We start from the raw sequence: 24,861 nt of genomic DNA, 5'->3' as shown, positions 1-24,861 counted from the left end.
TCGACACCGACATTCGTCTGGCCATGACCGGCGCGATGCGTCAGGTGTTCGCCGAGCAGCGCAGTGAGTTCGATCCGCGCAAGGCCCTGGTGGCGGCTAAAAATGCGGCGCGCGGCATTGTCAAAGCGCGCTTTGAAGCCTTTGGATGTGCAGGCATGGGCAGCCGGATCAAACCCATCAGCATGGAGTCGATGAGTGCTCGATACACATAAGGCATTGGGGAAGTCCCTAGTGTTGTTGGTGCAATCTCGTCAACTGATCGCGCTCAAACCTCGTTATATTCGCAGGATCTGATATTTAGTCTATTGGTAATTCAACTTTTTGGAGACTGATCTTGAACTTGACCCCCATTTTAGCCACTGCGGTTCTGCTGGCTTCTGCCCCGGCATTTGCCAACAAGGAACTCGCGGCGGAGAAGGCGTGTATGGCCTGCCATGCTGTAGATAAAAAGCTGGTAGGCCCCGCTTATCAAGACATTGCAAAAAAGTACGCTGGGCAGAAGGATGCCCAGGCAAATCTGGTTGCCAGCATCAAGAAAGGCGGCTCCGGCAAATGGGGGCCCATTCCCATGCCGGCCCAAGCTGCTTTGAGCGATGCTGACGCCGCTACGCTGGTCGCATGGGTGCTGGGCGGTGCCAAATGAAAAACGCATAGGCGTAAACACTGTGGCGTTGGATGAGGTTTCTCAATACATTTGTTTATGCTGATATTTGAACGTGCGGTATGACCGATAAAGAGGTGAGTGAAAGTGCGGCCCATGTCGTTGAAAGAGCGGCTGATTTGTTCGGCTTGCTGTCAACACCAGTGCGGCTGCGCATCGTTCTTCAATTATGTTCCGGGGAAAAGTCTGTGAGTGAGCTGCTGGTCGCGCTTAAGGTGGGGCAGCCCAATGTGTCGCAGCATTTGACCATGATGTACCGTGCCGGTTTGGTAAGTCGTCGCAAGCAGGGAGCGCAAGTGTTTTACCGCATCGCCAACGATTCTGTGATTGCGGTGTGCAAGGCAGTGTGCACCCAGGTTGCGACTGATATGGGTAAAAAACTTTTGACGCCAGCTCCATAAGGCGCTGAGTGTCTGTGTAGCAGAAGAGAAACGACCAAGTAAGGAGATCGTGTGAGTCAAAACGAAAGGATGTCGGGGCGTCTGATAAAAGCTCCGGAGAACTTTTTGTCCAGAGCGGACATCCATGCGGTTGTAGATGAGGCCAGGCAGGGGCGTCGCAGTTTTATACGAAATGCTTTTGCAGCGGTAGCGGCTGGCGCCGCCGTGCCGTCGGTCATGAGCCAGGCTAACCCTGTTCCTGTAGAGGGCGGCGATCCAAATATTCTTAAACTGCCAGAGCACAGTCTGGGGTTGGGCCAGAGCGTAGCGTCGGATGGCGGCTACGGCAAGCCTTCCAAATTTGAACTGAATGTACAGCGCCGTCAAAGTCCCGGTTTGACCCAGACCACGCAGGCGTCGGTTTCATTTGCGCCGCTGCAGTCGCTGTTTGGTATCGTGACGCCCAGCGGTTTGCATTTCGAGCGCCACCATCAAGGCTGGTGGGACATCGATCCCTCAAAGCACCGTTTCATGATCAACGGCATGGTCAAGACGCCCAAGGTTTTCACGATGGACGAGATCATGCGGCTGCCCACCGTCTCAAGGTTTTATTTCATGGAGTGTGGGGCAAACACCGCCGCGGAATGGGGCAACGTTGCGGTGCCCACAGTGCAGTACACGCATGGCATGGTGTCCTGTAGCGAGTTTACCGGCGTGCCGCTCATCACATTGCTGGAGTTCGCGGGTGCCGACCTCAAGAATGGCAAGTTCGTTCTGGCCGAGGGGGCTGACGGCTCATCCATGACCCGCACGATTCCAATGAGCTTGATCCGGTCAGGTGAAGTGATTGTTGCCTATGGTCAAAACGGGGAAATGTTGCGCCCGGAAAACGGTTACCCCCTTCGATTGGTCGTGCCCGGTGTACAGGGTGTGAGCTGGGTGAAGTATCTGCGCCGGGTGGAAGTTGGCGACAAGCCCTATGCCACCAAAGATGAAGCGATTCATTACATGGATCTGCAGCCCGATGGGCAGCACCGCCAGTACTCCAATTTGCAGGAGTGCAAAAGCGTGGTGACTACGCCGTCCGGCGGGCAGATTCTGCTGGACAAAGGCTTCTACAACATCACGGGTCTTGCATGGTCGGGTCGCGGCAAGGTCAAGCGGGTAGATGTGTCTGTAGACGGCGGGCGAAACTGGCGCCAGGCACGCCTGGAGACACCTGTGCTGACCAAAGCGCTTACACGTTTCAATCTAGACTGGGTCTGGGATGGAAAACCAGCCTTGATCCAGAGCCGGGCAACCGATGAAACCGGCTTTGTGCAGCCTACCTACAAACAGCTTCGCGCAGTACGTGGCACGCGCTCCATCTATCACAACAACGCCATCCAGTCGTGGCTGGTGCAGGAAAACGGCGAGGTCAAGAATGTCCAGCTTTAAACAACTTGTGCTGGCTGTGGCGTTGTTTGGCGTGGGTGGGCTCGCCGTCGCTCAGGTCGCCAGCAAGTTTCCGGGCGTCGGTCGGGATGCGACATCGAAAGAGGTTCAGGCCTGGGACATTGACGTGCGCCCTGATTTCAAGGGCCTCCCGGTCGGCGCGGGCTCGGTGGCCAAAGGACAAGAAGTCTGGGAAGGCAAGTGCGCTAGCTGTCATGGTATTTTTGGGGACTCCAACGAAGTGTTCAGCCCCATTGTTGGTGGTACGACCGCTGATGACATTAAGACTGGACATGCGGCGAAGCTCAAAGATCCGACCGGTGGCCGAACGACCTTGATGAAAGTCGCCACAGTTTCAACGCTTTGGGACTACATCAATCGCGCCATGCCTTGGACTCAGCCGAAGTCATTGACGACAGAAGAAGTGTATGCAGTCACGGCTTTTATGCTGAACCTGGGTGGAGTGGTGCCCGACAACTTCACCTTGTCCGACAAAAACATGGCGGAAGTGCAAGGGCGTATGCCTAACCGCAACGGAATGACTACTCAGCACGCCATGTGGCCGGGCAAGGAATTTGGCGGCACGAGTAAAGCAGACACACGCAACACTGCCTGTATGAAAGACTGCGTCATTGAACCTAAAGTGGCATCCATACTTCCCGACTATGCGCGCAACCAGCATGGAAACCTGGCCGAACAGAACCGTCTGGTTGGCCCACAACGCGGCGCGGATACCACTCGCCCTGAAGCGCCGACCATGGCCGGATCAAAAGTCACCGCAGCGGCGACCCCAGCGCTGAAGGCGCCTGTGGCGGTAGCGGCAGGCCCAATCGCGACCGCAGTCCCTGCGCCTGCGGCTGCTACGGGCGCGTCCGACGGAAAGCTCGCGCTGGCCCTGGCGCAAAAGAACGCGTGTGTGGCTTGCCACGCGATGGACGCCAAGCTGCTCGGTCCTTCGTTTTCGGCAATTGCAAAAAAGCACGCCGGTAAGGTGGACTATCTTGCGGGCAAGATCAAAGGCGGCGGAGCGGGTGTGTGGGGTGCAATCCCGATGCCTGCGCAGAGCCTGAGCGAGTCGGAAGCAAAAACCATTGCGGCCTGGCTTGCCGCTGGTGCAGGCAAGTAAGCGGGCGTCAAAGCCACTTTTTTAAATTAGTACTCACTTCAACTCAAGGAAACCAACATGATAAATCGCCGCGACACACTCAAACAAAGCGCCATCGTTGCCGGCTTGCTGGCAAGCACGGGGCTGTTTCCCACCGCTGCTTTTGCAGAATTTAACAAAGCAGCCTTTGAGGCTAAAAGCCTAAGCGATGTGCTCAAGGCCATTGGCGCTGGTGCACCAGTCGAGAGTAAAGATGTCACCATCACTGGGCCCGACATTGCAGAAAACGGGGCTGTAGTCCCACTTGGAGCGAGCAGCTCTCTGCCCGGTATCAAACAGATTCTGATTCTTGTGGAGAAGAATCCTGCCGTATTGGTCGCCTTTTTTAATGTCACAGACAGCGTCGAGGCAAATTTTTCAACACGGGCCAAGATGGGTCAGTCGTCCGACGTCTACGCGGTGGCCGTGATGGCCGATGGCCGCGCCCTGTTTGCCAAAAAAGAAGTGAAGGTCACGCTCGGCGGTTGCGGCGGTTGAGCTTTTCTCAGTTGACAATTTTTCTCTAATACTTACAGGAGTTCCAAAATGGCTGATCCGATGCGCATTCGCGCCCAAGTAGCTGGCAGTAACGCCACAGTTCGAGTGCTGATGAATCATGAAATGGAGACTGGCCAGCGCAAGGATGCTGCTGGCAAGGTGATTCCTGCATGGCATATCACCGAGGTGACAGCGACTCAAAACGGCAAACCCGTGTTGTCCGCCGAATGGGGTCCGGCTGTGTCAAAAAATCCGTTTCTACAGTTCACCATAAAAGGCGCCAAAGTCGGAGACAAGATCGGTGTGACGTGGAAAGACAACCGGGGTGGTACCCGGACAGATGAAGCAGTCGTCTCGTAAATACTGATTCCACCAGGGCTCAAGTGACCCTACAGTGAGTTTCCATCCGATAACGATATGAAGAGGCAGACATGAAAAACAGAATGTTGGCAACGGTAGTTCTTGTGCTTTCCGCTACTTGCGGCATCGCGTTTGCTCAAAAATCGGCAAGCGACGGCATTGCCCAATACCGCGCCATGTTGCAGGATGGAAACCCCGCAGAACTCTTTGAAGCCAAAGGAGAAGACTTGTGGAAGCAAAAGCGGGGTCCGAAGAATGAGTCGCTCGAAAAATGCGACCTCGGCAAAGGGCCGGGTGTGGTCAAGGGCGTGTTTGTCGAGCTTCCCCGTTATTTTGCAGATACCCAGAGGGTGCAGGATTTAGAGTCTCGGCTGCTGACCTGCATGGAAACGTTGCAAGGATTCAACGCTGCAGAGATAGCCAAGACGCCATTTGGCAAAGACGAGCAGAACAGCATTACTGCGTACGCGGCCTGGATTTCCGGGGAGTCAAAAGGCTTGAAATTTAACCTGCCGCAGGGCCATGCGAAAGAAAAAGTTTTTTACGAGGTCGGCAAGCGTCTCTTTTTTCAGCGTGGCGGTACGCACGATTTTTCTTGCGCCTCCTGCCACAACGAAGACGACAAGCGCATACGCTTGCAGGACCTGCCCAACCTCACAAAAAATCCTGGGGCAGGCAACGGCTTTGGTGCCTGGCCAGCCTATCGTGTCTCGAACGGCCAAATGTGGGGCATGCAGCAGCGGCTTAACGATTGTTATCGGCAGCAGCGTTTTCCCTACCCTGGTTTTGGCAGCGATGCCACGATTGCCTTGGGTGTTTACCTTGGCGTGAATGGCAAAGGCGGCCAGTCTATTGCACCGGCCCTCAAGCGCTGAATTAAGGAGTCTGACATGAAAATATCCCACAAAGTTTCTCTCTGTCTGATCGTCACGTCTGCGGTTCTAGCCGGGTGTGTGAGTACGGTCGGATCTGCCGATCTGGACAAGCTCACGGCTGATATCGTCAAGGCGTCTTTCCGCGACCAGGGGCCAGTCAAAATTGACCGTTTGAACCAGGATGAGGCTCAGAGCGCGTGCAGCGCGGCTGATGTGGCTGGAAAGCCGCTGGATGAAAAAACTGCCAAGGCAATCGAGACCGCTAATCTAAAAGCGATCAAGTGGCCGTCAGACGGCAAATTTATTGGAGATTGGAAGCAAGGCGAAGCCATTGCCCAGAGCGGCCGTGGCCTCACCTGGACTGACGATGCCAAGGCTGCCAACGGCGGTAATTGCTACAACTGCCATCAGATGGACAAGAAGGAAATTTCTTTCGGTACGCTCGGCCCCAGCCTCTACAACTACGGCAAGCTGCGTGGCGTGACCGACCCAAACAGTGAAGCTTCCAAGCCCATCGTCGAATACACATGGGGCAAGATATGGAATTCCAAGGCCTACAACGCTTGCTCCAATATGCCTCGCGCCGGCCACCTGGGTATTCTCACTGAGGCCCAAGTGCGGCACGTAGTTGGCCTGCTGCTGGACCCGAAATCTCCAGTGAACCAGTAAGCGCTCGCACTAGTGCTGCAACCCGGATGTAGCGAATCAAGATGAAAGTGATGGGTTCGTGCCCAGGGCAAGCCGCAAGCCGCAAGCCGCATCGAAGGCTGTGCGCCTTCGCAAGGGTTGCAACGCCGCCATGGGTGTGAAGACGCGCTGTCATGTTTCGATATTTTCGGGCTGTGGCATTAGGAGCCTGGCGGACTTCGGCATCGTCGGCTGCAAGTCGACCGCAGCGGTCCATTTTTCACCGTCTCTTTGTCCCATAGCTGGGCTATGAGCCTGCAAAGCCGGCAAAAACTGTCTGCGCTGGGGCAGATTTTCGCTTTCGACGCCCCAAGCCCGACAGGCTCCTGGCCGACTTTGCTGGGTTTTTCAACTTCAAAATATACGTAATTTCAAAACCATGAATTTAAGCAAACGTGATTTTTTCCAGGTGCTTGGCGCAGGAACCATGGCGGGCATGGGCTTGGGCGCATGGGCAGATGCCGACGCAGCCACTGCCAGTGCCGGGCTTTATGACGCCCCCCGATTCGGCAACGTTTCGTTTTTGCATATGACGGACTGTCATGCGCAACTAATGCCCATCTATTTCCGGGAGCCCAGTGTCAACCTCGGTGTCGGCTCCATGAAAGGCCAATTGCCACATTTGGTCGGCGAGTATCTGCTCAAAGCTGCGAAGGTTCGACCTGGAAGTGCCGAGGCACATGCATTGAGCAGCCTGGATTTTGAGAAAGCCGCGAGGCGTTATGGCAAGGTTGGTGGCTTCGCTCATCTGGCTACGCTGGTCAAGCGGCTCAAAGCCAGCCGTCCGGGCGCTCTGTTGCTCGACGGCGGAGACACCTGGCAGGGCTCGGGGACATCCTTGTGGACCAACGGACAGGATATGGTCGACGCCAGCAAACTACTGGGCGTGGACCTGATGACCGGTCACTGGGAATTTACTTTAGGTCAGGAGCGCGTCAAGGAAATCGTAGACAAGGATTTTGCCGGGAAGATTGAATTCATCGCGCAAAACATCAAAACCAACGATTTCGGTGACCCGGTCTTCAAATCCTATGTCATGCGGGAGATCAACGGTGTCCCTTGCGCCATTATTGGTCAGGCCTTCCCCTACACACCGATTGCCAACCCGCGTTACATGGTGGCTGACTGGGGCTTCGGCATCCAGGAAGAGAGCATGCAGAAAACCGTGGAAGAGGCGCGCAGCAAGGGCGCGCAGGTGGTGGTGGTGTTGTCGCACAACGGCATGGACGTGGACCTCAAAATGGCCAGCCGTGTGACTGGCATTGATGCCATCATGGGCGGACACACGCACGACGGTATGCCGGTGGCCAGCGTCATCAGCAACAAGAGTGGCAAGACGCTGGTGACCAACGCCGGTTCAAACGGCAAATTCCTGGCGGTGATGGACTTTGACGTCAAAGGCGGGAAAGTCGCTGACTTCAGATACAAGCTGTTTCCCGTGTTCGCCAATATGCTTCCCGCAGACAGGGAAATGGAAGCGCTGATCAAAAAAGTGCGCGCACCGTACGAAGCCAAGCTGGCAGAAAAACTCGCGGTTACTGAGGGCACGCTATATCGACGCGGAAATTTCAACGGCACCGGCGACCAGCTTTTACTCGACGCCTTGATGGACGTACAAGGCGCCGAAATAGCGTTCTCGCCCGGCTTTCGTTGGGGCACGTCGCTGCTGGCCGGACAGGTCATCACGCGGGAATGGCTGATGGATATGACTGCAACTACCTATTCGTACGCTACGGTCACGGAGCTGAGCGGGGAGACAATCAAGACGATATTAGAAGATGTCTGCGATAACCTTTTCAACCCCGATCCTTACTACCAGCAGGGCGGCGACATGGTCCGCGTAGGTGGTTTGCAATACAGCTGCAATCCATTGGCATCCATGGGCAAGCGTATTGAAGACATGCGGCTCAACGGTAAGCCGATAGAGGCTTCGCGTAAGTACAAGGTCGCCGGCTGGGCTCCAGTGGCCGAAGAGGCAAGAACAGTTCCTGGCAGCAGGCAAGTCTGGGACGTTGTTGAGCAATGGCTCAAGGCACGCGGCGGCAAGGTGTCGGCGCGTAAGGCCAACGTACCCAAGCTCACCGGTGGGTTGCCCAATCCTGGCTTTGTATCGGTATGAATCTGGAGCGAGAGATGTGAACACGGCCACAAACACGCTGACGCTGAACGAAGGATATTTTCAGAACGAAGCATTTTGACTGACTTTTCGCATTGTTTGGGGTCGTCGGCTGCTTTTATGTGTTCGGGCGTTACAGTGCTTTTATGGATGCCTACGAAAAAGGCATCTTGCTAAGCGCAAGCCTGCGGTTATCTGGATGGTACTGGCGGCCACTTCGGATGCTGATGCTTGCTGTCGCTGCGGCTTCACTGCTTGCCATAGCGTTTTACCAAGGCAGTTTGGACCGAGCCGAAAGCTTGGTTTTTTCCACTCATTCTGCGCTTGTGGATCGCTTTGCGAATCGCGCTTGTCGGCGGCGAGCTTGTCTACCAACCGTGGCGGTGCAGCAAGTTGTAGGCTGAGGCCAGCGCCACCTCGCGCCCCAGGCGCTCGTCCAGCGCAGCCTTGATCTGGCCGACCACGAGCACGCCACCCGTGGCCGCTTGCTCAAGAAAGGGGGCCAGGAACTCGCGCTCTTGTTCCAAACTCATGTTCTGGCGCTTGCGCCCACCCGCAGTGGGCGCATCGGGCGATCCCGCTATCTGGCCATGCATGAAGCGCCGGCGCAATTGACAGACCCAACCCGGTGAGACGCCAATGACCTGGGCCGTGTCGGCCAGACTCAGTCCATAGTCCAGCGGCAACACAACCGCCTGGGCCTGGCGCAATTGCTCCACCGTCTGGGCTGAGGCTATGGCCTGACGCGCTTTTCTCAAAACCGCAGCGTCTCCGCTGGCAGGACGTGACATGGCTTTTCTCCATCAATGCTGATGGAGTAATATTATTGCATCAATGAATCAGAAATAGAATTACTCGTCGCGCCCCGGCAAGCGCCCTTTCCCGCGCACTTTAACCGGGCGTTTTAACCGGGGTGGGCCGCGCTGCGTTGCCAGGTGATGCAGCGGTTGTTGGCTGGCATGGCGTGGTCGTCGAGCAGCACCAGCCCGGCGCGTACCGCCAGTGTGTTGACTTCTTCGAAATCACGCAGTCCGCTGGCCGGGTTGCCGGCGCGCAGCGAAGCGTCAAAACACGCGTTGCTGTCGCTGGTGAATTGCCCGCCGTAGTTGAAGGGCCCATACACCGTGAGCAGCCCGCCGGGCGGCATGCGCCGCCCCAGTTCGGCAAAAAGCCGCTGAACTTCGGGCCAGCCCATGATGTGCAGGGTGTTGGCGCTGAAGACCGCATCAAATGTCAGATCAGGCCATGCGTGCCGCATGTCAACCTCGATGGGCGCCGGGGTGTTGGCCAGTCGGGCTTCGTTCAGCCAGAGCGCGATGCCGGCCAGGTTCCTGGCGACATCCGAGGCCTGCCAGCGCAGCCAGGGCAGGGCGGCTGCGAAATACGCTGCGTGCTGGCCGGTGCCGCTGCCTATCTCCAGCACTTGGCGGCGGTCGGCGAAACGCTCGCGCAGGACGTCCAGAATCGGTTCGCGGTTTCGGTCGGTGGCGGGGGCAGAGGGTTTGTCCATCACTGATTGTCGGGGAACTTGGCGCTGCAAGCCGGGGTCTCGGCAAAGGTCAAGGCAGCCATGTATAACCCAGGTTGGCGGCCCAAAAAACTTCCTGATTGCGCCCGGTGCTGCACACCCAACAAAGACGACATCTCCATGAAAATCCTCACAACCTTGCTCCTTGCCTTCGCTGCGCTCTGGCTGGGCGGTTGCGCCGTTTTCCCCATCAGCTCCGTCAAGCCCGGTATGTCGCGTGAAGAAGTGGTGTCCACCATGGGCGCGCCCAGCGCTGTCGTTGACCTGCGGCAAGGCACGCGATTGCAATACTCCGGTCAGCCGGGCGGGCAGTTCGTCCACATGGTGGACCTCGATGCCGCTGGCCGCGTCGGCAGTGTTCGCCAGGTGCTCACCGAAAAGGATTTCGGGCGTATCGAGCTCGGAAAGTGGACCCAGGCCGATGTGCTGCGTGAGTTTGGCCGGCCCGCGCTGGTCGAGCGGGTGGCGTCGTGGAAGGGTGACATCCTGACCTACCGCTGGTACGGCATGCAGGACATGTTTTACTGGGTTTACCTCGACGGGGGCCAGGTGGTTCAGAAAGCACACGCCGGCGTGGAAGAACGCCCGGGCATGGTGGTCGACACGCCCTGATGCGCCGCGCTGGCGCGACGGCCGTCAGGCTTTCTTCAGCGCCAGCGCCGTTTCGTAGAGCTCATTGCGCGGCGCGCCGGTGATGTCGGCCGCCAGCTTGACGGCGGTTTTAAGCGGCAACTCCGCCAGCAGCAGTTGCAGCACCCGGTGGCCGTCGTCGGCAGCCTCTGGCTTGTCTGCCGGATGCAGCACCAGCGCGAACTCGCCGCGGGTGCGCTGGCTGCTCGCCGCCAGCCAGGCGCTGAAGTCTTGCGCCGCCACCGTGGCGATTTCCTCGAACTGCTTGGTCAGTTCCCGACCCACCGTGAGTTGCCTCGCCCCCAGCGGCACCATGGCGCGAGCCAGCGCCTCGATGCGGTGCGGTGCTTCGAGAATGACGACGGCGCGGGTGTCGGCCTGCAGGGCCAGCAGGGCCTGCTCGCGCTCCGCCGCTTTGGGCGGCAGGAAGCCAGCAAAGACAAAACCCGTATCGCCGTTGATGCCGGCCACGCTCAGGGCGGCCGTCACGCTGCTGGCACCCGGCAGCGGCAAGATCGCCAGCCCGGCGGCGCGCACGGCCGCCACCAGACGCGCGCCGGGGTCGCTCACGGCGGGCGTGCCGGCGTCGCTGACATAGGCCACACGTTCGCCGCGCTGCAGGCGCTCGATCACGCCGCCGGCCGCCTGCGCTTCGTTGTGCTCATGCACGGGCAGCAGGGGTTTGTCGATGCCGTACTGGCGCAGCATGGTCTGCGTGTGGCGCGTATCCTCGCAGGCGATGGCGTGCACCAACTGCAGCACATGCAGGGCGCGCAGGCTGATGTCCGACAGGTTGCCAATCGGCGTGGCGACCACATATAACGCGGCTTCGGGATAATGCTGCATGCCCGCCGCGGCACGCGCGGCAGCCAGTGCCAGGTCGAAGGAAGCATTCAATGTGGTTTTCCAGAAAACAGCTTGCAAAAGAGCCCGGTGGCGGCGCCAGCGCGGGCGGGACAGAAAATCAGCCGGGCCAGATTACCACCAAGCGGCTTGGCGACGCCGCCGAATCGCTGGCTCGGGCCCACTTGATTCGTGCTGGCCTGAAGCTGGTACAGGCCAATTATCGGACGCCCGGACGCGGCGGCGGTGAGGTGGACCTGATCATGCGTGCGCCCGATGGCACCCTGGTGTTTGTCGAAGTGCGCCAGCGCAAAAGCAGCTCGCATGGCGGCGCCGGTGCCAGCATAGGCGCCACCAAGCGCAGGCGCATCATTTTTGCCGCGCGCCACTACCTGATGCGTTTTGCCAGCGCGCCGCCTTGCCGCTTCGACGTGGTGCTGGTCGAAGGTCGGCCGGATGCGCCTGAAGTGCCGTCGATTGAATGGCTGCGTGGCGCTTTCGACGCGGATTGATCCCCGCCAACGGCCCAGACGCCCCATTTTGTAACCATGCATTGCGCTGAGCGGCCTCTGGGCCGGTACGCGTGATTTTGAAATGTCCGACCCGGTATCATTGCCCCATGCTTGAACAACGCATTGAACAGCACTTCATCGACAGCGCCGACCTGAAATACCAGGCCGCACAGATCCTCTCCAAACCCATCGCTGCAGCGGTGCAGGCCATCCTGGCCAGCGTCACCAGCGGTGGCAAGGTACTGGCCTGCGGCAATGGCGGCTCGGCGGCCGACGCCCAGCATTTCGCAGCTGAGTTTGTCGGGCGCTTTGAGCGCGAGCGGCCTGAGCTCGGTGCGATTGCGCTGACCACCGACAGCTCCATCCTCACGGCGATCGCCAACGACTACGATTTCAGCGTGATCTTTTCCAAACAGGTGCGCGCGCTCGGTGGTGCCGGCGACGTGTTGTTGGCGCTGAGCACCAGTGGCGATTCGGCCAATGTGCTGGCGGCGATTGAGGCTGCGCACGAGCGCGAGATGACCGTGGTGGCGCTGACCGGCAAAGGCGGCGGAAAGATGACCTCCGCGCTGCGCGAGACCGATGTGCATATCTGCGTGCCGCACGACCGCACGGCACGTATTCAGGAAGTTCATCTGCTGACCCTTCACTGCATATGTGACGGCGTGGATGCCCAATTACTTGGTGACCAGGAAAGTCCTTGATGAAATCAACGCTCCAAACAAAACCCTTCAAACGCCTGCTTCTGACGGCCTGCGCCGCCGCTGTACTCGGCACCTCCCTGACCGCCTGCTTCCCGCTACTGGTGGGCGGCGTGGCTGGTGGCGCGCTGGTGGCGATGGACCGCCGCACCTCGGGCGCCCAGCTTGAAGACGAAGGCATCGAGCTGCGCTCCATGGCCCGCCTGCGCGACAACATCGGCAGCCGCGCGCGCGTGAGTGTGACCAGCTACAACCGCCAGGTGCTGCTGACCGGCGAAGTGCTCAACGAGAATGACAAGAAGCTGGTCGAGCAAGTGGTCTCGCGCGTCGAGAACGTCAACGGCGTGGTCAATGAGCTGGCCATCATCGACAGCCCTTCGCTGGTGCAGCGTTCGTCGGACGTATTGATCACCGGCCAGGTCAAGGCCTTGCTGATCGACGCCAAGGACCTCTACGCCAGCGCCTTCAAGGTGGTGACCGAGCGCGGTACGGTGTACCTGATGGGTCGCGTAACCCAACGCGAGGCCGACCGCGCCACCGAGATCGCACGCGGCGCCCGCGGCGTGCAGAAGGTGGTGCGTATTCTCGAAATCATCAGCGAAGAGGAAATGCAGCGCCTGCTGCCGCCGATGGTCAAACCGGCGCCCGCACCGCGCTCCTGAGCGCCATTCCCCAAGAAACCCCGGCGTAGCGAGCGAGCGCGAAACTCTTCAATCAAGCAGGGGCCGCGGGTCCGGCTCCGCCGGCCCGCAGGCGCAGCGCCCCCTCGGGGCTGGTGCCTGCGGCTCCGAACCTGCTTGGGCAGGTTTGGACAGGCATCAGAAGCGAAGCCTCTGACGAGCGGCGGCCTGCAAGGTGCAGCGCAGTACGCGAAGCGACAAGCGTGGGGAGCCCTATTTCAATCTTTTAATCAGGCTGGAAGTGTCCCAGCGCTGGCCGCCCAGGGCCTGCACATCGGCGTAGAACTGGTCCACCAGCGCGGTGACTGGCAAGCGGGCGCCGTTGCTTTTAGCTTCGTCCAGCACCAGGCCCAGGTCCTTGCGCATCCAGTCCACGGCAAAGCCGAAGTCGAACTTGTCGGCCACCATGGTCTTGCCTCGGTTGTCGAGCTGCCAGCTTTGCGCCGCACCCTTGCCGATGACTTCCAGCACCTGGTTCATGTCCAGCCCGGCCTTCTGACCGAAGGCGATGGCTTCGCTGAGCCCCTGCACCAGGCCAGCGATGCAGATCTGGTTGACCATTTTGGTGAGCTGGCCGGCGCCGCTGGCGCCCATCAGCGTGAAGGCTTTTGAAAATGCCATGCCGGCCGGTTTGACGGCGTCGAAGGCCGCCGCATCACCGCCGCACATGACGGTGAGGGCGCCGTTTTGCGCACCGGCCTGACCGCCGGAGACTGGCGCATCGACAAACTGCAGTTTGAGCCCTTGCGCCGCCGCATACAGCTCGCGCGCCACATCGGCCGACGCGGTGGTGTGATCGACAAAGATGGCGCCCGCCTGCATGCCGGCAAAAGCACCGTCTTTTCCGAGCGTGACACCGCGCAAATCATCGTCGTTGCCAACGCAGCAGAACACAATGTCTGCGCCCTGCGCCGCCTCGCGCGGCGTTTTGGCATGTTTTTGGGCGTCAGCCCTTGCGTACTCTGCGCACCACGCTATTGATTTGATAGCGGTGCGGTTATACACCGTGACCTGGTGACCGGCCAGTGCCAGGTGGCCGGCCATGGGGTAACCCATCACACCCAGGCCGAGAAAGGCGACTTTGCGGGAGGGGGCGGGTTCGCAGGTTTTGGGGTGGGTGCTGGTAACTGTCATGAATTAAATGATAGCCATGTTTTCTGTGCCGGCCGCCAGGTCTTGCGTCTTCGCCCGTTGCGAGTTGAGCTTGATCTGCAGCCGCAGGTCGTTGACTGAGTCGGCGTTGCGCAGCGCGTCCTCATAGGTGATCGTGTTGGCCTCAAACGCATCGAACAGCGCCTGGTCAAAAGTCTGCATGCCCAGGTTGCGGCTTTTTTTCATGATCTCCTTGATCTCGGAGACCTCGCCCTTGAAGATCAGGTCGGAAATCAGCGGCGTGTTCAGCATGATTTCGACAGCGGCCACACGGCCCTTGCTGTCCTGCTTGGGCACCAGGCGCTGCGAGATCATCGCTTTCATGTTCAGCGACAAGTCCATCAGGAGTTGCGCGCGGCGCTCTTCCGGGAAAAAGTTGATGATGCGGTCCAGCGCCTGGTTGGCGCTGTTGGCATGCAGGGTGCACAGGCACAGGTGGCCGGTTTCGGCGAAAGCGACCGCGTGCTCCATGGTTTCGCGGTCACGCACCTCGCCCATCAAAATCACGTCGGGTGCCTGACGCAGCGTGTTTTTCAGCGCCGCTTCCCAGCTGTCGGTGTCCAGCCCGACTTCGCGCTGTGTCACCACGCAGTTTTTGTGCGGATGCACAAACTCCACCGGGTCCTCGATGGTGATGATGTGGCCGAAGGACTTTTCATTGCGCCAGTCCACCATGGCCGCCAGCGTGGTCGATTTGCCCGAGCCGGTGGCGCCCACCAGGATGCAAAGGCCGCGTTTGGACATCACCACGTCCTTGAGCACCTGCGGCACGCCCAGGCCGTCGATGGTCGGCAGCACGGCCGGAATCACCCGCATCACCATGCCGACCTTGCCCTGCTGGATGAAGGCGTTAACACGGAAGCGGCCGACACTGGGCGGTGAGATCGCAAAATTGCATTCCTTGGTGCGCTCGAACTCGGCCGCCTGCTTGTCGTTCATGATGGCGCGGGCCAGGGCCAGCGTGTGGCTGGCGTTGAGTGGCTGCGGCGACACCTTGGTGACCTTGCCGTCGACCTTCATCGCGGGCGGAAAGTCCGCAGTGATGAACAAATCGCTGCCGTTGCGGCTGACCATCAGCTTGAGAAGGTCATTGATGAATTTACTGGCCTGGTCGCGTTCCATTTTTTCTCCAATTGACTACTTCGCAAGCGAGCGGCTGCGCAGCATTTCGCCGATCTGCAGGTTTTCCATCTAGCCGGGGAAATTTTCCGGAATTTTGGCTTTGCTGCGGGCCTCGGCTGCCGAGATCACATTGCGCTTGACGAGATCGGTCAGGTTCTGGTCCAGCGTCTGCATGCCGACGCTGTTGCCGGTCTGGATCGACGAGTACATCTGCGCCACCTTGGCCTCGCGGATCAGGTTGCGGATGGCGCTGGTGCCCAGCATGATCTCGTGCGCCGCCACGCGGCCCTGGCCATCCTTGGTTTTGCACAACGTTTGCGAGATCACCGCCTGCAGCGACTCCGACAACATCGCGCGGATCATCTCTTTTTCTTCGGATGGAAACACGTCAATGATCCGGTCAATGGTTTTGGCCGCGCTGGATGTGTGCAGGGTACCGAACACCAGGTGGCCGGTTTCAGCGGCCGTCATGGCGAGGCGGATGGTTTCCAGGTCGCGCATCTCGCCGACCAGAATCGCGTCCGGGTCCTCGCGCAGCGCAGACTTGAGCGCCGCGCTGAAGCTCAGGGTGTGCGGGCCGACCTCGCGCTGGTTGATCAGGCATTTTTTCGATTCGTGCACAAATTCGATCGGGTCTTCCACCGTGAGGATGTGGCCATATTCGGTTTCGTTGAGGTAGTTGACCATCGCCGCGAGCGTGGTCGATTTGCCTGAGCCGGTGGGGCCGGTGACCAGCACCATGCCGCGTGGCTTCATCGCCAGGTCGCCAAAAATCTTGGGTGCGCCCAACTGTTCCAGGGTCAGGATCTTGGAAGGAATGGTCCGGAACACTGCTCCTGCGCCACGATTGTGGTTGAAGGCATTGACGCGAAAACGCGCCAGTCCGTCAATTTCAAACGAGAAGTCGATCTCCAGGAATTCCTCGTAGTTCTTGCGCTGGGTGTCGTTCATGATGTCGTACACCATGGAATGCACCTGCTTGTGGTCCAGCGGATCGACGTTGATGCGCCGCACGTCCCCGTGCACACGGATCATGGGCGGCAGTCCCGCCGACAGGTGCAAATCTGACGCCTTGTTCTTGACGCTGAAAGCCAGCAACTGGGTAATGTCCATCCCGGGAGTTCCTCTGTAGTCTAGGTTTACAGTTCGATTATGACCATGATTGTTGACAATCTCCAAGCTGTGCACGCGCGCATTGCGGCAGCGTGTGCGGCCTGTGGGCGCGAGCCGGGCAGCGTGCGATTGCTGGCGGTTTCCAAGACCTTCGGTCCGGATGCGGTGATGGCGGCGATGTCCGGCGGGCAGCGCGCGTTCGGCGAGAACTACATTCAGGAGGGCGTGGAGAAAATTCTCGCGGTTCGCGAATGGCAAGCCGATGGCTCAGCTCCGCCAGATTCCAGCCCCCCTGAGTGGCATTGCATCGGCCCCATCCAAAGCAACAAGACGCGGCTGGTGGCCGAGCACTTCGACTGGGTGCAGTCGGTGGACCGCCTGAAGATTGCACAGCGCCTGAGCGAGCAGCGGCCGGCGCATCTGCCGCCGCTGCAGGTTTGTCTGCAGGTCAACATCGACGGCGGCCCGACCAAGGCCGGTGTGGCGCCGCAGGAGGCGCAGGCGCTGGCCGCAGAGGTGGCGCGGCTGCCCCGGTTGCAATTGCGCGGGCTCATGTCGATTCCCGAGCCTGCTCCTGATTTCATAGCTGCTTGCGCGCTCCACCAAAGGGTCAGAGCCATTTTTGACCAAATAAACAAGACGGGTGTGTTGCCGCAGCCCATGGACACGCTGTCGCTGGGCATGACGGCCGACCTGGAAGCTGCGATTCACGCGGGCAGCACCATGGTGCGGGTGGGGACGGCCATCTTCGGCGACCGGTGAGTCCCACGCTTACTCAGACCACCACGAGCGGTGCCTCAGCTAGACCAATCAAGCGGGGGCTGCGGAAGTGGCTTCGCCAGACCGCAGGCGCAGCGGCCCCCTCGGGGGGGGCAGGGAGCTACACGCAGTGAGCGACCGTGGGGGCTATTTCTTGGGCACAGCCACCGGCTTGACGCTGGAAAAAATCAGCGCACGAAACGTCCGCCACGCCCGATGATGGTCAAGTCGGTGTAACGCGAGCCTTCGTGGTTTTTTGGACTGTAGTTGACGCTGAAGCCGCCCATGTTGAAGTCGCGCAGGGACTCCAGCCCGGTCACCAGGCTCTCGCGGGTCAGTGTTTTTCCGGCCCGGCGCACGCCCTCGACAAATACCTTGGCGGCCAGAAAACCTTCCATGCTGGAGAAGTCAAAGTCTTTGTTGCCCGCTTCGGTCATGCGCTGCTGGTACTCCCGCACGACGGCAGAGGAGGGGGTGTAGGGGAAAGGCACCACCTGCGAAATCGTCACACCGACACCGATGTCACCCAACTCGGCCGACAGCGCGGTGGAGCCGACAAAACTCACGTTGAAAAACTGCCCGCCATACCCTTTGGCCCGCGCCTGCTTGATCAGGGCCGCGCATGATTTGTAGGCACTGATTTGCACCACGGCCTCGGGTGATGTTTTCAGAATTTCGGCCAGCGCTGCGGCCACGTCCACGGTATTGCGTTCGACCGTTACGGTGGCGGCGGGTTTGAGGTTGCGTTTGGTCAGGGCACGCGTCACGCCCTCCAGCCCGGCCTTACCGTAAGAGTCGTTCTGGTAAAACACCGCGATTTTCTTGATGCCCAGCGTGCTCAGGTGCTGCACGATGTTTTCGGTCTCGTCAAAGTAACTGGCGCGCACATGAAACAGGTTGCGGTTAAACGGTTCGCGCAGGGCCTGGGCGCCGGTGAAGGGGCCGATCAGCGGAATGCCGGCCGCGTTGATGGCGGGCACTGCCGCCAGCGTGGTGGGCGTACCGACTGAGCCGACCAGCGCAAACACCTTGTCTTCCTCGATCAGCGCCTTGACCGCAGCTGCGGCCTTTTCCGGCTCATAGCCGTCATCGCGTGAGATCAGTCGGATGCTGCGGCCATTGATGCCGCCTGCCGCGTTGACCGCTTTGAAGTGCGCCAGCATGCCGATCTGCAGGCGTTTGCCCAGTTCTGCCGCAGGCCCGGTCTGGGCCGCAAACTGGCCAACCAGAATTTCACGGTCGGTGACCCCGGTTTCTGCCGCATGGCCGGGTGCGATCAGAAGGGTTGCCAGCAAGGCGAAAATGGCCCATGGGGAGTGCGTATTCATCGTGAATTTTTCCTTAAAGGTGTGCCATGTGAGCCAAAATCTGCTTGCCCGGCGCGTATGTAAACCAGGACATAGCGCACTTGAACTTAGTCCAACTGCGGCCCAGTGACAAGGCGCTTGCACCGAACGCTGCGAACTAGGGGTCAAATAACCCAATAGACCTTGCTGGGAGCTGTTTTTCTGTTGCTGTTTCTACACACCCAGCGCCAGTTGCATGCTGTTCTTGACTTCTTCCATCACTGCATAAGTGCGTGTTTCGCGCACGCCGGGCAGTTGCCACAGCCCGGTGCCGGCAAACTGGCGGTAGGCCGCCATGTCGGCCATGCGGGTTTTGAGCAGGTAGTCAAAACCGCCGGCGACCATGTGGTGCTCCATGATTTCGGGATACACCTGCACCGCCGCCTTGAAGGCGTCAAACACATTGGGCATGGTGCGGTCCAGCAGCACTTCGACAAACACCGTCATGCCGGCGCCCAGCTTGAGCGGGTTCAGGCGCGCCTCGTAGCCCAGGATATAGCCGTCGCGCGTGAGGCGCTGTACCCGCGCCAGTGCCGCAGGGGGTGACAGCGTCACCGCCTCGGCCAGCGTGAGGTTTTGATTTGAATTTAGCGTTAAATTTTTAACAACTCAAGACAACATGGGCATATTCACCAATTCAAGGAGTTTTTATGACCCGCCCGCAACGCCTGCCCGATCCCTGCCGCTCCGAAACCGACATCGTGACGGGCCATTTGCAGCAGCTCGCCGGCGCCCTCGACTGGGCGGCTGCGGTGCCGCTGGCACTGCCCTGGGTGCAGGCGGTGCGCGAGAATCCGCCGCCCTTCTGGGCCATGGAAAGCCTGCTCAGGGAGTACCCGATCAGCAGCAACGAGGGCCTGGCTTTGATGCGCCTGGCCGAAGCCCTGCTGCGTGTGCCCGACGCCGAGACGGCGATTGCGTTGACCGCTGACCAGCTCGGCCGTGCCGACTTTGACGGCGCCAGCGATGGCGTGATGGCGCGCCTGTCGGCCTCGGCGATTGCCCTGTCCAAGAAATTTCTGCCGGACCCTTCGACCCCTTCGACAGGGCTCAGGACAGGCAGCTCAGGGCGAACGGATTCGGAGCCCGGCCTCATGCGCAAGCTCGGCGCGCGCACCGTGGTGGCCGCCACGCTGCGAGCCGTGCAATTGCTGGGCCGACAGTTTGTGCTGGGGCAGTCAATCGGCGAGGCGATGGACGAAGCGCGTGATGCGCAAAAAAAAATGGCCAACCTGCGCGTTCCGCCGCCGGGCCGCCCCAAGGCGGAACAGCCCCCTGAGGGGGCAGCGCAGCCCGCAGGGCAAGCGTGGGGGCTCAGATTTTCGTACGACATGCTGGGCGAGGGCGCGCGCACCGATGCTGACGCGCAGCACTACCTGGCCAGTTACACCCATGCGATTGAATCCATAGCTGCTGGCTCAGACCCGACAAGGGCTTGTGAGCAAAATGATGGCATCTCCATCAAGCTCAGCGCGCTGCACCCGCGTTATGAGGACGCCCAGCATGCGCGCGTGATGGCCGAGCTGGTGCCGCGCGTCTGGGGCCTGTGCGCGCTGGCGGCCCGCGCCAACATCAACCTGACCATCGACGCCGAAGAGGTGGACCGGCTGGAGCTGTCGCTGACCGTGTTTGAAGCGCTGGCCGCTTTGGTGGCAAAGCAGCACCCGCAGTGGAAGGGTTTCGGCCTGGCGCTGCAGGCCTACCAGACGCGTGCGCTGGACCTGGTCGAGCATGTCATCGCCATCGCCCGCCGCCACAAGCTGCGCCTGATGTGCCGGCTGGTCAAGGGCGCCTACTGGGATTCGGAAATCAAGCGCGCGCAGGAGCTGGGCCTGCCGCATTACCCGGTGTTCACGCACAAGCAGCACACCGATATTTCTTACCTGGCCTGTGCGCAGGCGCTGCTGGCCGCGCCCGATGCGATTTATCCGCAGTTTGCCGGGCACAACGCGGGAACGATTGCGGCGATTCTTCAGATGGCTGGCGCGCAAGCCGGGCAGCCCTCACCCCTGCCCTCTCCCAGAGGGAGAGGGAGTCATGCGGGTTCGGCTCTGCCCTCTCCCGGAGCAACAGTGAGTCATGCGGGCGCGGTTTTACTCCCTCTCCCCCTGGGAGAGGGCGGGGGTGAGGGCTCTGCGCGTCCACCGGCAAGCCAATTCGAGCTACAACGCCTGCACGGCATGGGGGAGGGCATTTACCGCGAGGTCCTGAAAAATCCGCACATTGCCTGCCGCGTCTATGCACCCGTGGGCGCACACCGCGACCTGCTGGCCTACCTGGTGCGGCGGCTGCTTGAAAACGGCGCCAACTCCTCCTTTGTGCACCAGCTCGCCGACGCGTCTGTTGGCATGGACCAGTTGCTGGGCTCGCCGCTGCATCTGGCGCCGGAGCCGTCCTTGCCGTTGCCGCCTGATCTGTACGGCTCCGGCCGCCGCAACAGCGAAGGCCTGGACCTGACGGTGGCCAGTATGCGTGCGCCGTTGCTGGCCGCGCTTGCGACCACCGCTGTGCCGATGGTGCCTGAATTTGATGCCAAATCGGCCTCCAGCCCTTTAACTACGGGCATAATCAGCTATCAAAAGTGGAGCAAGGTGGCGGTGGCCGAGCGCGCTGCGGTGTTGCGCCGCGCCGCTGATGCGCTGCAGCAGCAGATGCCGCATTTTTGCGCGCTGCTGGTGAAAGAGGCCTTCAAGACCTGGGGCGATGCGGTGGCCGAGGTGCGCGAGGCGATTGATTTTTTGCGTTATTACGCCAACGAGGCCGAACGCATCATGGCGCCCGTCGCCCTGCCGGGGCCGACGGGAGAAACCAACTCCCTGCGCCTGACCGCGCGCGGTGTCTGGGTCTGCATCAGCCCCTGGAACTTCCCGCTGGCGATTTTTACCGGCCAGGTCGCCGCAGCGCTGGCCACCGGCAACGCGGTGCTGGCCAAACCGGCCGAGCAGACCCCCGGCGTGGCGTGGGAAGCGGTCAAGCTGCTGCACGCCGCCGGTGTGCCCGAAGGCGCGCTACAACTGCTACCCGGCCCCGGCGAAACCGTGGGCGCCGCGCTGGTGGCGGCGCCGGGTATTGCCGGCGTGGTCTTCACCGGCTCGACCGACGTTGCCAAAACCATCAACCGCGCGCTGGCCGCGAAGGACGGACCGATGGTTCCGCTGATCGCCGAGACCGGCGGCATCAACGCCATGCTGGTCGACAGCAGCGCCCTGCCCGAGCAGGTGGCCGATGCGGTGGTGCAAAGCGCCTTCCGCTCGGCGGGCCAGCGCTGCTCGGCGCTGCGCCTGCTGTGTGTGCATGAGGGCATTGCCGACAGGGTGATAGGCATGATCCAGGGCGCGATGCAGGAGTTGACTCTGGGCGACCCAGCCGATCTGGCCACCGACGTGGGCCCGGTGATAGACCGCGCGGCCTTTGACAACATCGGCAAGCACCTGCAGCGCCTGGATTCAGCATCAAAAGTGCTTCTAGCCCATACCGGGCGGGCAAGAACAGCTCCTGATTTAATAGCAAATTTGGTTTCGCCCAAGGCCTTCGAGATCGGCAGCATCAGCGACGTAAAACACGAAATCTTCGGCCCGGTGCTGCAAATCGTGCGCTGGTCCGGTGACCCGGCGGCCGTGATCGCCCAGATCAACGCCCTCGGCTACGGCCTCACACTGGGCATTCAGACCCGCATCGATACACGCGCGCAGGCGCTGGCGGCGGCGGCCCATGTCGGCAACATCTACATCAACCGCAACATGATCGGCGCGGTGGTCGGCGTGCAGCCTTTCGGTGGCGAAGGCCTGAGCGGCACCGGTCCCAAAGCCGGCGGGCCGCATTACCTGTACCGCTTTTGTGCCGAGCAAACGGTGACGGTCAACACCACGGCGGCGGGTGGCAATGCGGCGCTGCTGGCGGGGGTCTGAGCTTCTGGCCGGATTTGACGCCCTTGAATTCATGCGGCATGATGGCATGAATATTTGAAGGAGCGCACCATGCTCAAAGAGGTCGGTGCCAGCGGCCAGATATCGCTGGGTAAAAAATACGCGGGCCAGTTGTTTGATGTCGTCTTCTACCCGGATGGCCGGGTAGAACTCGTCCCCATGAAGGCCGTGCCTGCCGTCTACGAGACCCAGGCCGCATCTGTGCCTGCCAGCATGCAAGAAGAGGCCAGTACTTACCGTGTCGGCGATGGCTGGCTCACGCCCGAGCGGCTAGCAGCGCGCAAGGCGGCGTTGGAGCGCAGCCCGGAGGAAATCGAGCGATTAGCCGTGCAGTGGGAGGCCGAAAACAAGGACACGATTGCTGCCTATAACGGTCGCATCGAGCGTGAGGGCAGCATGGGCTGGCGCCTTTACGAATGGCGCAAGAAACAGGCTGCCCTCAAGGCCCCGGGCGCGGAGCCCGGCTGATGGCGCAGTTCGATGTTTATCCGCATCCCGTGGAAGAGTGGCGTGACCAGTCACCTTATGTGGTCGATATACAAAGCGACCTGGTGCGTGGCGTGCGCAACCGCCTGACCATTCCCCTGACGCATGTCTGGGTGGAGTCGCCCACTGAACGCCTGGCGCCCGTCGTCCAAATCGAAGGCAAGGCCCTGTTCCTGGATACCCTGGGTCTGCTCGCTTTTTCATCCGCTGACCTGCGGGGCGCGGTAAGTAACTTGCGCAGCGACGCGCCACGCCTCTGGTCAGCCCTTGACTACGCTTTGCACGGCTACTGAAAAAATATGACCTCCCAAAACCTTCATCGCCAAATGAAACCCGGTGGCCCGGCCTTTCACCTCAACGAGGCCACGGAGCGAGCGTTGGTTGACAGTTTGTAATCCATGGATTACAGTTTATGTTTGAAATAATTCAAAGCGTAAGCTTCAATCGCTGGCGGATGGCGCTTAAAGACCGGCCAGGCGGTGGCACGGGTCAATGCCCGTATTCGCCGTCTGTCCGAAGGAAATCCCGGTGATGCAAAACCCGTTCGGGAAGGTGTCAGCGAGTTGCGGATTGATCACGGTCCAGGCTATCGGGTTTATTTCACACGGCGCGGCCCGCTGGTCATCGTGCTTCTGGTGGGTGGGGACAAGCGCTCTCAGGGCGCCGACATTGAGCGTGCCATTGCGATGGCAAAAGACTGGAAGGATGGAGTCATGGCTGAAAAAATCGGGACAGAGCAATTTATCCGATGGGACCCTGTGGATGACCTGAAGACGGACGAAGACGTGGCGCTGTACTTTCAGGCGTGTGTTGATGAAGATCCAGGCGACGGTAGTCTTGTTCGCGCAGCATTGGGCGACATCGCCCGCGCGCGCGGCATGAGCCAACTGGCGCGCGACACGGGCCTGGCGCGTGAGGGGCTGTACAAAGCCTTGTCGCCCGAAGGTAACCCGGAGTTCGCCACAGTGATGAAGGTCATCAAGGCGCTCGGGCTCAAGCTGGGTGTGCCGTCAGCGTAGGGCCATTGTCCGCACCACGGTGGCGGAAATGACGTCGTTAATTTTTAGTCAAATCGGCCTCTAGCCCATACGCAGCGGGCGCAAGTAGCTATTAATTCAGGAGCATTCAAACGACGGCAAGCGCCTGCTGGCGCTCTGCCCACGGCGCGGGGTGTTGCACGCTTGTCGCGACACGGATGCGCAAAAAGCCGTTTAACCTTACTGACTCGGCTAACATCGCGCAAACCTCTCTCAACCCATGCGACCCTCAACCTCTCTAGACTCAAAGCGAATGGCCGTGCGTGCTGCAGCAGCCCGCTTTCGCACAGCCAATCCGCGTGTGTTCGGCTCGGTGGTGCATGGCAATGATGCTGACGGAAGCGATATTGATTTGCTGGTGGATCCGCTGCCGGGTACCACGCTGTTTGATCTGGGTGGGCTGCAGGTTGAGCTGGAAGAGTTGTTGGGTGTTCAGGTCGATCTGCTCACGCCGGACGATCTGCCAGCCAGGTTCAGGGCGCAGGTGTTGGCTGAAGCGCTCCCGGTATGAGTGCGAGCCGCGTTCCTGACTACCTGGACCACATGCTTGAGGCGGCCGTTCAAGCCTGCGCTTACGTGGAAGGCCTCTCGAAACAGGACTTTCTTGCCGATAAGCGGACACAGCAGGCCGTGATTCTCAACCTCATTCTGGTCGGTGAAGAGGCCACCAAGCTGCTCAAGGATGACGAGGCTTTCGCAGACCTGCATCCTCAGGTGCCGTGGCGCAGCATGAAGGGTATGCGTAACCGTATCGCGCATGGTTATTTTGAAATCAATCTTGAGACTGTTTGGGACACCCTGAAGACGGCGCTGCCCAGCTTGATTGAACAGTTGCCGGAGATTCGTCGCGACTTCCGATGAGCGTGAGGCT

Annotated in this window: 27 protein-coding genes and 3 pseudogenes; 22 read left to right on the top strand and 8 right to left on the bottom strand. The window is 60.3% G+C overall.

Translation table 11 applies throughout. The features are described 5' to 3' along the window. The 10 genes and pseudogenes from Q8O29_RS11090 to soxB all read left to right on the top strand — a co-directional run. A pseudogene (locus tag Q8O29_RS11090) lies at positions 1-212 on the top strand (fructose-1,6-bisphosphate aldolase); the annotation flags it as partial. 119 nt (positions 213-331) lie between these two features. Then, on the top strand, positions 332-643 hold the full coding sequence (locus tag Q8O29_RS11085; RefSeq protein WP_371134215.1) for a c-type cytochrome: 312 nt from the start codon (positions 332-334) through the stop codon (positions 641-643). A gap of 80 nt (positions 644-723) precedes the next feature. Then, positions 724-1,062 carry a helix-turn-helix transcriptional regulator gene (locus Q8O29_RS11080; RefSeq protein ID WP_305562724.1) on the top strand — a complete coding sequence of 113 codons (339 nt, stop codon included), beginning with the start codon at positions 724-726 and terminating at the stop codon, positions 1,060-1,062. Positions 1,063-1,131: 69 nt separating this feature from the next. Then, positions 1,132-2,478 (top strand): sulfite dehydrogenase, encoded by a 1,347-nt coding sequence (soxC, locus tag Q8O29_RS11075; protein ID WP_305562734.1) that lies wholly within the window; start codon positions 1,132-1,134, stop codon positions 2,476-2,478. Beyond that, positions 2,465-3,601, top strand: coding sequence for a c-type cytochrome (locus Q8O29_RS11070; RefSeq protein WP_305562722.1), 1,137 nt, complete (start codon positions 2,465-2,467; stop codon positions 3,599-3,601). The genes soxC and Q8O29_RS11070 overlap by 14 nt, the downstream gene beginning before the upstream one ends. Before the next feature lie 57 nt (positions 3,602-3,658). Then, on the top strand, positions 3,659-4,117 hold the full coding sequence (gene soxY / locus Q8O29_RS11065) for a thiosulfate oxidation carrier protein SoxY (RefSeq protein WP_305562720.1): 459 nt from the start codon (positions 3,659-3,661) through the stop codon (positions 4,115-4,117). A 48-nt stretch (positions 4,118-4,165) separates the two neighbouring features. Beyond that, positions 4,166-4,477, top strand: a complete 312-nt coding sequence (soxZ, locus tag Q8O29_RS11060) for a thiosulfate oxidation carrier complex protein SoxZ (RefSeq protein WP_305562718.1) — start codon at positions 4,166-4,168, stop codon at positions 4,475-4,477. A gap of 71 nt (positions 4,478-4,548) precedes the next feature. Continuing rightward, positions 4,549-5,352, top strand: coding sequence for a sulfur oxidation c-type cytochrome SoxA (gene soxA / locus Q8O29_RS11055; protein WP_371134214.1), 804 nt, complete (start codon positions 4,549-4,551; stop codon positions 5,350-5,352). Between the two features lie 15 nt (positions 5,353-5,367). After that, positions 5,368-6,021, top strand: coding sequence for a sulfur oxidation c-type cytochrome SoxX (gene soxX / locus Q8O29_RS11050; RefSeq protein ID WP_305562716.1), 654 nt, complete (start codon positions 5,368-5,370; stop codon positions 6,019-6,021). 397 nt (positions 6,022-6,418) lie between these two features. Next, a complete protein-coding gene (gene soxB, locus Q8O29_RS11045) occupies positions 6,419-8,158 on the top strand; it encodes a thiosulfohydrolase SoxB (protein ID WP_305562714.1) in 1,740 nt (579 codons plus the stop codon). Positions 8,159-8,523: 365 nt separating this feature from the next. Here the strand turns inward: soxB and Q8O29_RS11040 are convergent, their stop codons facing one another. Further along, positions 8,524-8,946, bottom strand: coding sequence for a helix-turn-helix domain-containing protein (locus Q8O29_RS11040; RefSeq protein WP_305562712.1), 423 nt, complete (start codon positions 8,944-8,946; stop codon positions 8,524-8,526). 113 nt (positions 8,947-9,059) lie between these two features. Next, positions 9,060-9,668 carry a DUF938 domain-containing protein gene (locus Q8O29_RS11035; protein WP_371134213.1) on the bottom strand — a complete coding sequence of 203 codons (609 nt, stop codon included), beginning with the start codon at positions 9,666-9,668 and terminating at the stop codon, positions 9,060-9,062. A 135-nt stretch (positions 9,669-9,803) separates the two neighbouring features. Here Q8O29_RS11035 and Q8O29_RS11030 point away from each other — a divergent pair, with 135 nt between their 5' ends. Beyond that, on the top strand, positions 9,804-10,295 hold the full coding sequence (locus Q8O29_RS11030; RefSeq protein ID WP_305562708.1) for a hypothetical protein: 492 nt from the start codon (positions 9,804-9,806) through the stop codon (positions 10,293-10,295). Positions 10,296-10,319: 24 nt separating this feature from the next. Here Q8O29_RS11030 and rsmI read toward each other — a convergent pair whose 3' ends face one another. After that, entirely contained in the window at positions 10,320-11,159 is an 840-nt protein-coding gene (rsmI, locus tag Q8O29_RS11025) for a 16S rRNA (cytidine(1402)-2'-O)-methyltransferase (protein WP_305562730.1), read from the bottom strand. A gap of 50 nt (positions 11,160-11,209) precedes the next feature. On the opposite strand from rsmI, the gene Q8O29_RS11020 reads away from it, so the two are divergent. The 3 genes from Q8O29_RS11020 to Q8O29_RS11010 all read left to right on the top strand — a co-directional run bounded on the left by Q8O29_RS11020 (position 11,210) and on the right by Q8O29_RS11010 (position 13,031). Then, complete coding sequence (locus Q8O29_RS11020) at positions 11,210-11,668, top strand: YraN family protein (RefSeq protein WP_305562706.1); 459 nt, start codon at positions 11,210-11,212, stop codon at positions 11,666-11,668. 107 nt (positions 11,669-11,775) lie between these two features. Next, positions 11,776-12,372 (top strand): phosphoheptose isomerase, encoded by a 597-nt coding sequence (locus tag Q8O29_RS11015; protein WP_305562704.1) that lies wholly within the window; start codon positions 11,776-11,778, stop codon positions 12,370-12,372. After that, the gene (locus tag Q8O29_RS11010; protein ID WP_305562702.1) at positions 12,372-13,031 is read left to right on the top strand and encodes a BON domain-containing protein; all 660 of its coding nucleotides are present in this window, start codon (positions 12,372-12,374) and stop codon (positions 13,029-13,031) included. Before Q8O29_RS11015 ends, Q8O29_RS11010 begins: the two co-directional genes overlap by 1 nt. 231 nt (positions 13,032-13,262) lie before the next feature. Here Q8O29_RS11010 and Q8O29_RS11005 read toward each other — a convergent pair whose 3' ends face one another. The 3 genes from Q8O29_RS11005 to Q8O29_RS10995 all read right to left on the bottom strand — a co-directional run bounded on the left by Q8O29_RS11005 (position 13,263) and on the right by Q8O29_RS10995 (position 16,436). Next, positions 13,263-14,183 (bottom strand): NAD(P)-dependent oxidoreductase, encoded by a 921-nt coding sequence (locus tag Q8O29_RS11005; RefSeq protein ID WP_305562700.1) that lies wholly within the window; start codon positions 14,181-14,183, stop codon positions 13,263-13,265. Positions 14,184-14,186: 3 nt separating this feature from the next. Beyond that, positions 14,187-15,323: a PilT/PilU family type 4a pilus ATPase gene (locus Q8O29_RS11000; protein WP_305562698.1), complete on the bottom strand. Its 1,137-nt coding sequence runs from the start codon at positions 15,321-15,323 to the stop codon at positions 14,187-14,189. A gap of 69 nt (positions 15,324-15,392) precedes the next feature. Beyond that, positions 15,393-16,436, bottom strand: coding sequence for a type IV pilus twitching motility protein PilT (locus Q8O29_RS10995; RefSeq protein WP_305562696.1), 1,044 nt, complete (start codon positions 16,434-16,436; stop codon positions 15,393-15,395). 39 nt (positions 16,437-16,475) lie between these two features. Between Q8O29_RS10995 and Q8O29_RS10990 the strand changes: the two genes are divergently transcribed. Then, positions 16,476-17,198, top strand: a complete 723-nt coding sequence (locus tag Q8O29_RS10990; RefSeq protein ID WP_305562694.1) for a YggS family pyridoxal phosphate-dependent enzyme — start codon at positions 16,476-16,478, stop codon at positions 17,196-17,198. A gap of 185 nt (positions 17,199-17,383) precedes the next feature. On the opposite strand, the gene Q8O29_RS10985 is transcribed toward Q8O29_RS10990, so the two are convergent. Both Q8O29_RS10985 and Q8O29_RS10980 read right to left on the bottom strand, forming a co-directional pair. After that, entirely contained in the window at positions 17,384-18,523 is a 1,140-nt protein-coding gene (locus tag Q8O29_RS10985; protein ID WP_305562692.1) for an ABC transporter substrate-binding protein, read from the bottom strand. A gap of 192 nt (positions 18,524-18,715) precedes the next feature. Then, positions 18,716-19,117, bottom strand: a pseudogene (locus Q8O29_RS10980) (Lrp/AsnC ligand binding domain-containing protein); the annotation flags it as partial. A 74-nt stretch (positions 19,118-19,191) separates the two neighbouring features. Between Q8O29_RS10980 and Q8O29_RS10975 the strand changes: the two are divergent. The 7 genes and pseudogenes from Q8O29_RS10975 (at position 19,192) to Q8O29_RS10945 (ending at position 24,851) form a co-directional block, all read left to right on the top strand. Further along, entirely contained in the window at positions 19,192-22,449 is a 3,258-nt protein-coding gene (locus Q8O29_RS10975; RefSeq protein ID WP_305562690.1) for an L-glutamate gamma-semialdehyde dehydrogenase, read from the top strand. A 69-nt stretch (positions 22,450-22,518) separates the two neighbouring features. After that, positions 22,519-22,935, top strand: a complete 417-nt coding sequence (locus Q8O29_RS10970; RefSeq protein ID WP_305562688.1) for a hypothetical protein — start codon at positions 22,519-22,521, stop codon at positions 22,933-22,935. Further along, a complete protein-coding gene (locus Q8O29_RS10965) occupies positions 22,935-23,246 on the top strand; it encodes a CcdB family protein (RefSeq protein WP_305562686.1) in 312 nt (103 codons plus the stop codon). The genes Q8O29_RS10970 and Q8O29_RS10965 overlap by 1 nt, the downstream gene beginning before the upstream one ends. A 186-nt stretch (positions 23,247-23,432) precedes the next feature. After that, positions 23,433-23,594, top strand: a pseudogene (locus Q8O29_RS10960) (type II toxin-antitoxin system RelE/ParE family toxin); the annotation flags it as partial. A 72-nt stretch (positions 23,595-23,666) separates the two neighbouring features. Beyond that, positions 23,667-23,972 (top strand): addiction module antidote protein, encoded by a 306-nt coding sequence (locus Q8O29_RS10955; RefSeq protein ID WP_305562728.1) that lies wholly within the window; start codon positions 23,667-23,669, stop codon positions 23,970-23,972. Between the two features lie 238 nt (positions 23,973-24,210). Beyond that, complete coding sequence (locus Q8O29_RS10950) at positions 24,211-24,501, top strand: nucleotidyltransferase family protein (RefSeq protein ID WP_305562684.1); 291 nt, start codon at positions 24,211-24,213, stop codon at positions 24,499-24,501. After that, a complete protein-coding gene (locus Q8O29_RS10945; RefSeq protein WP_305562682.1) occupies positions 24,498-24,851 on the top strand; it encodes a DUF86 domain-containing protein in 354 nt (117 codons plus the stop codon). Before Q8O29_RS10950 ends, Q8O29_RS10945 begins: the two co-directional genes overlap by 4 nt. The last annotated feature ends 10 nt before the right edge of the window (positions 24,852-24,861 follow it).

It is taken from the genome of Polaromonas sp., assembly GCF_030689685.1.
Taxonomy (GTDB): domain Bacteria; phylum Pseudomonadota; class Gammaproteobacteria; order Burkholderiales; family Burkholderiaceae_C; genus Polaromonas.
The sequence above is the reverse complement of the archived record's forward strand: the minus strand, read 5'-3'. Positions and strand labels throughout refer to the sequence as shown.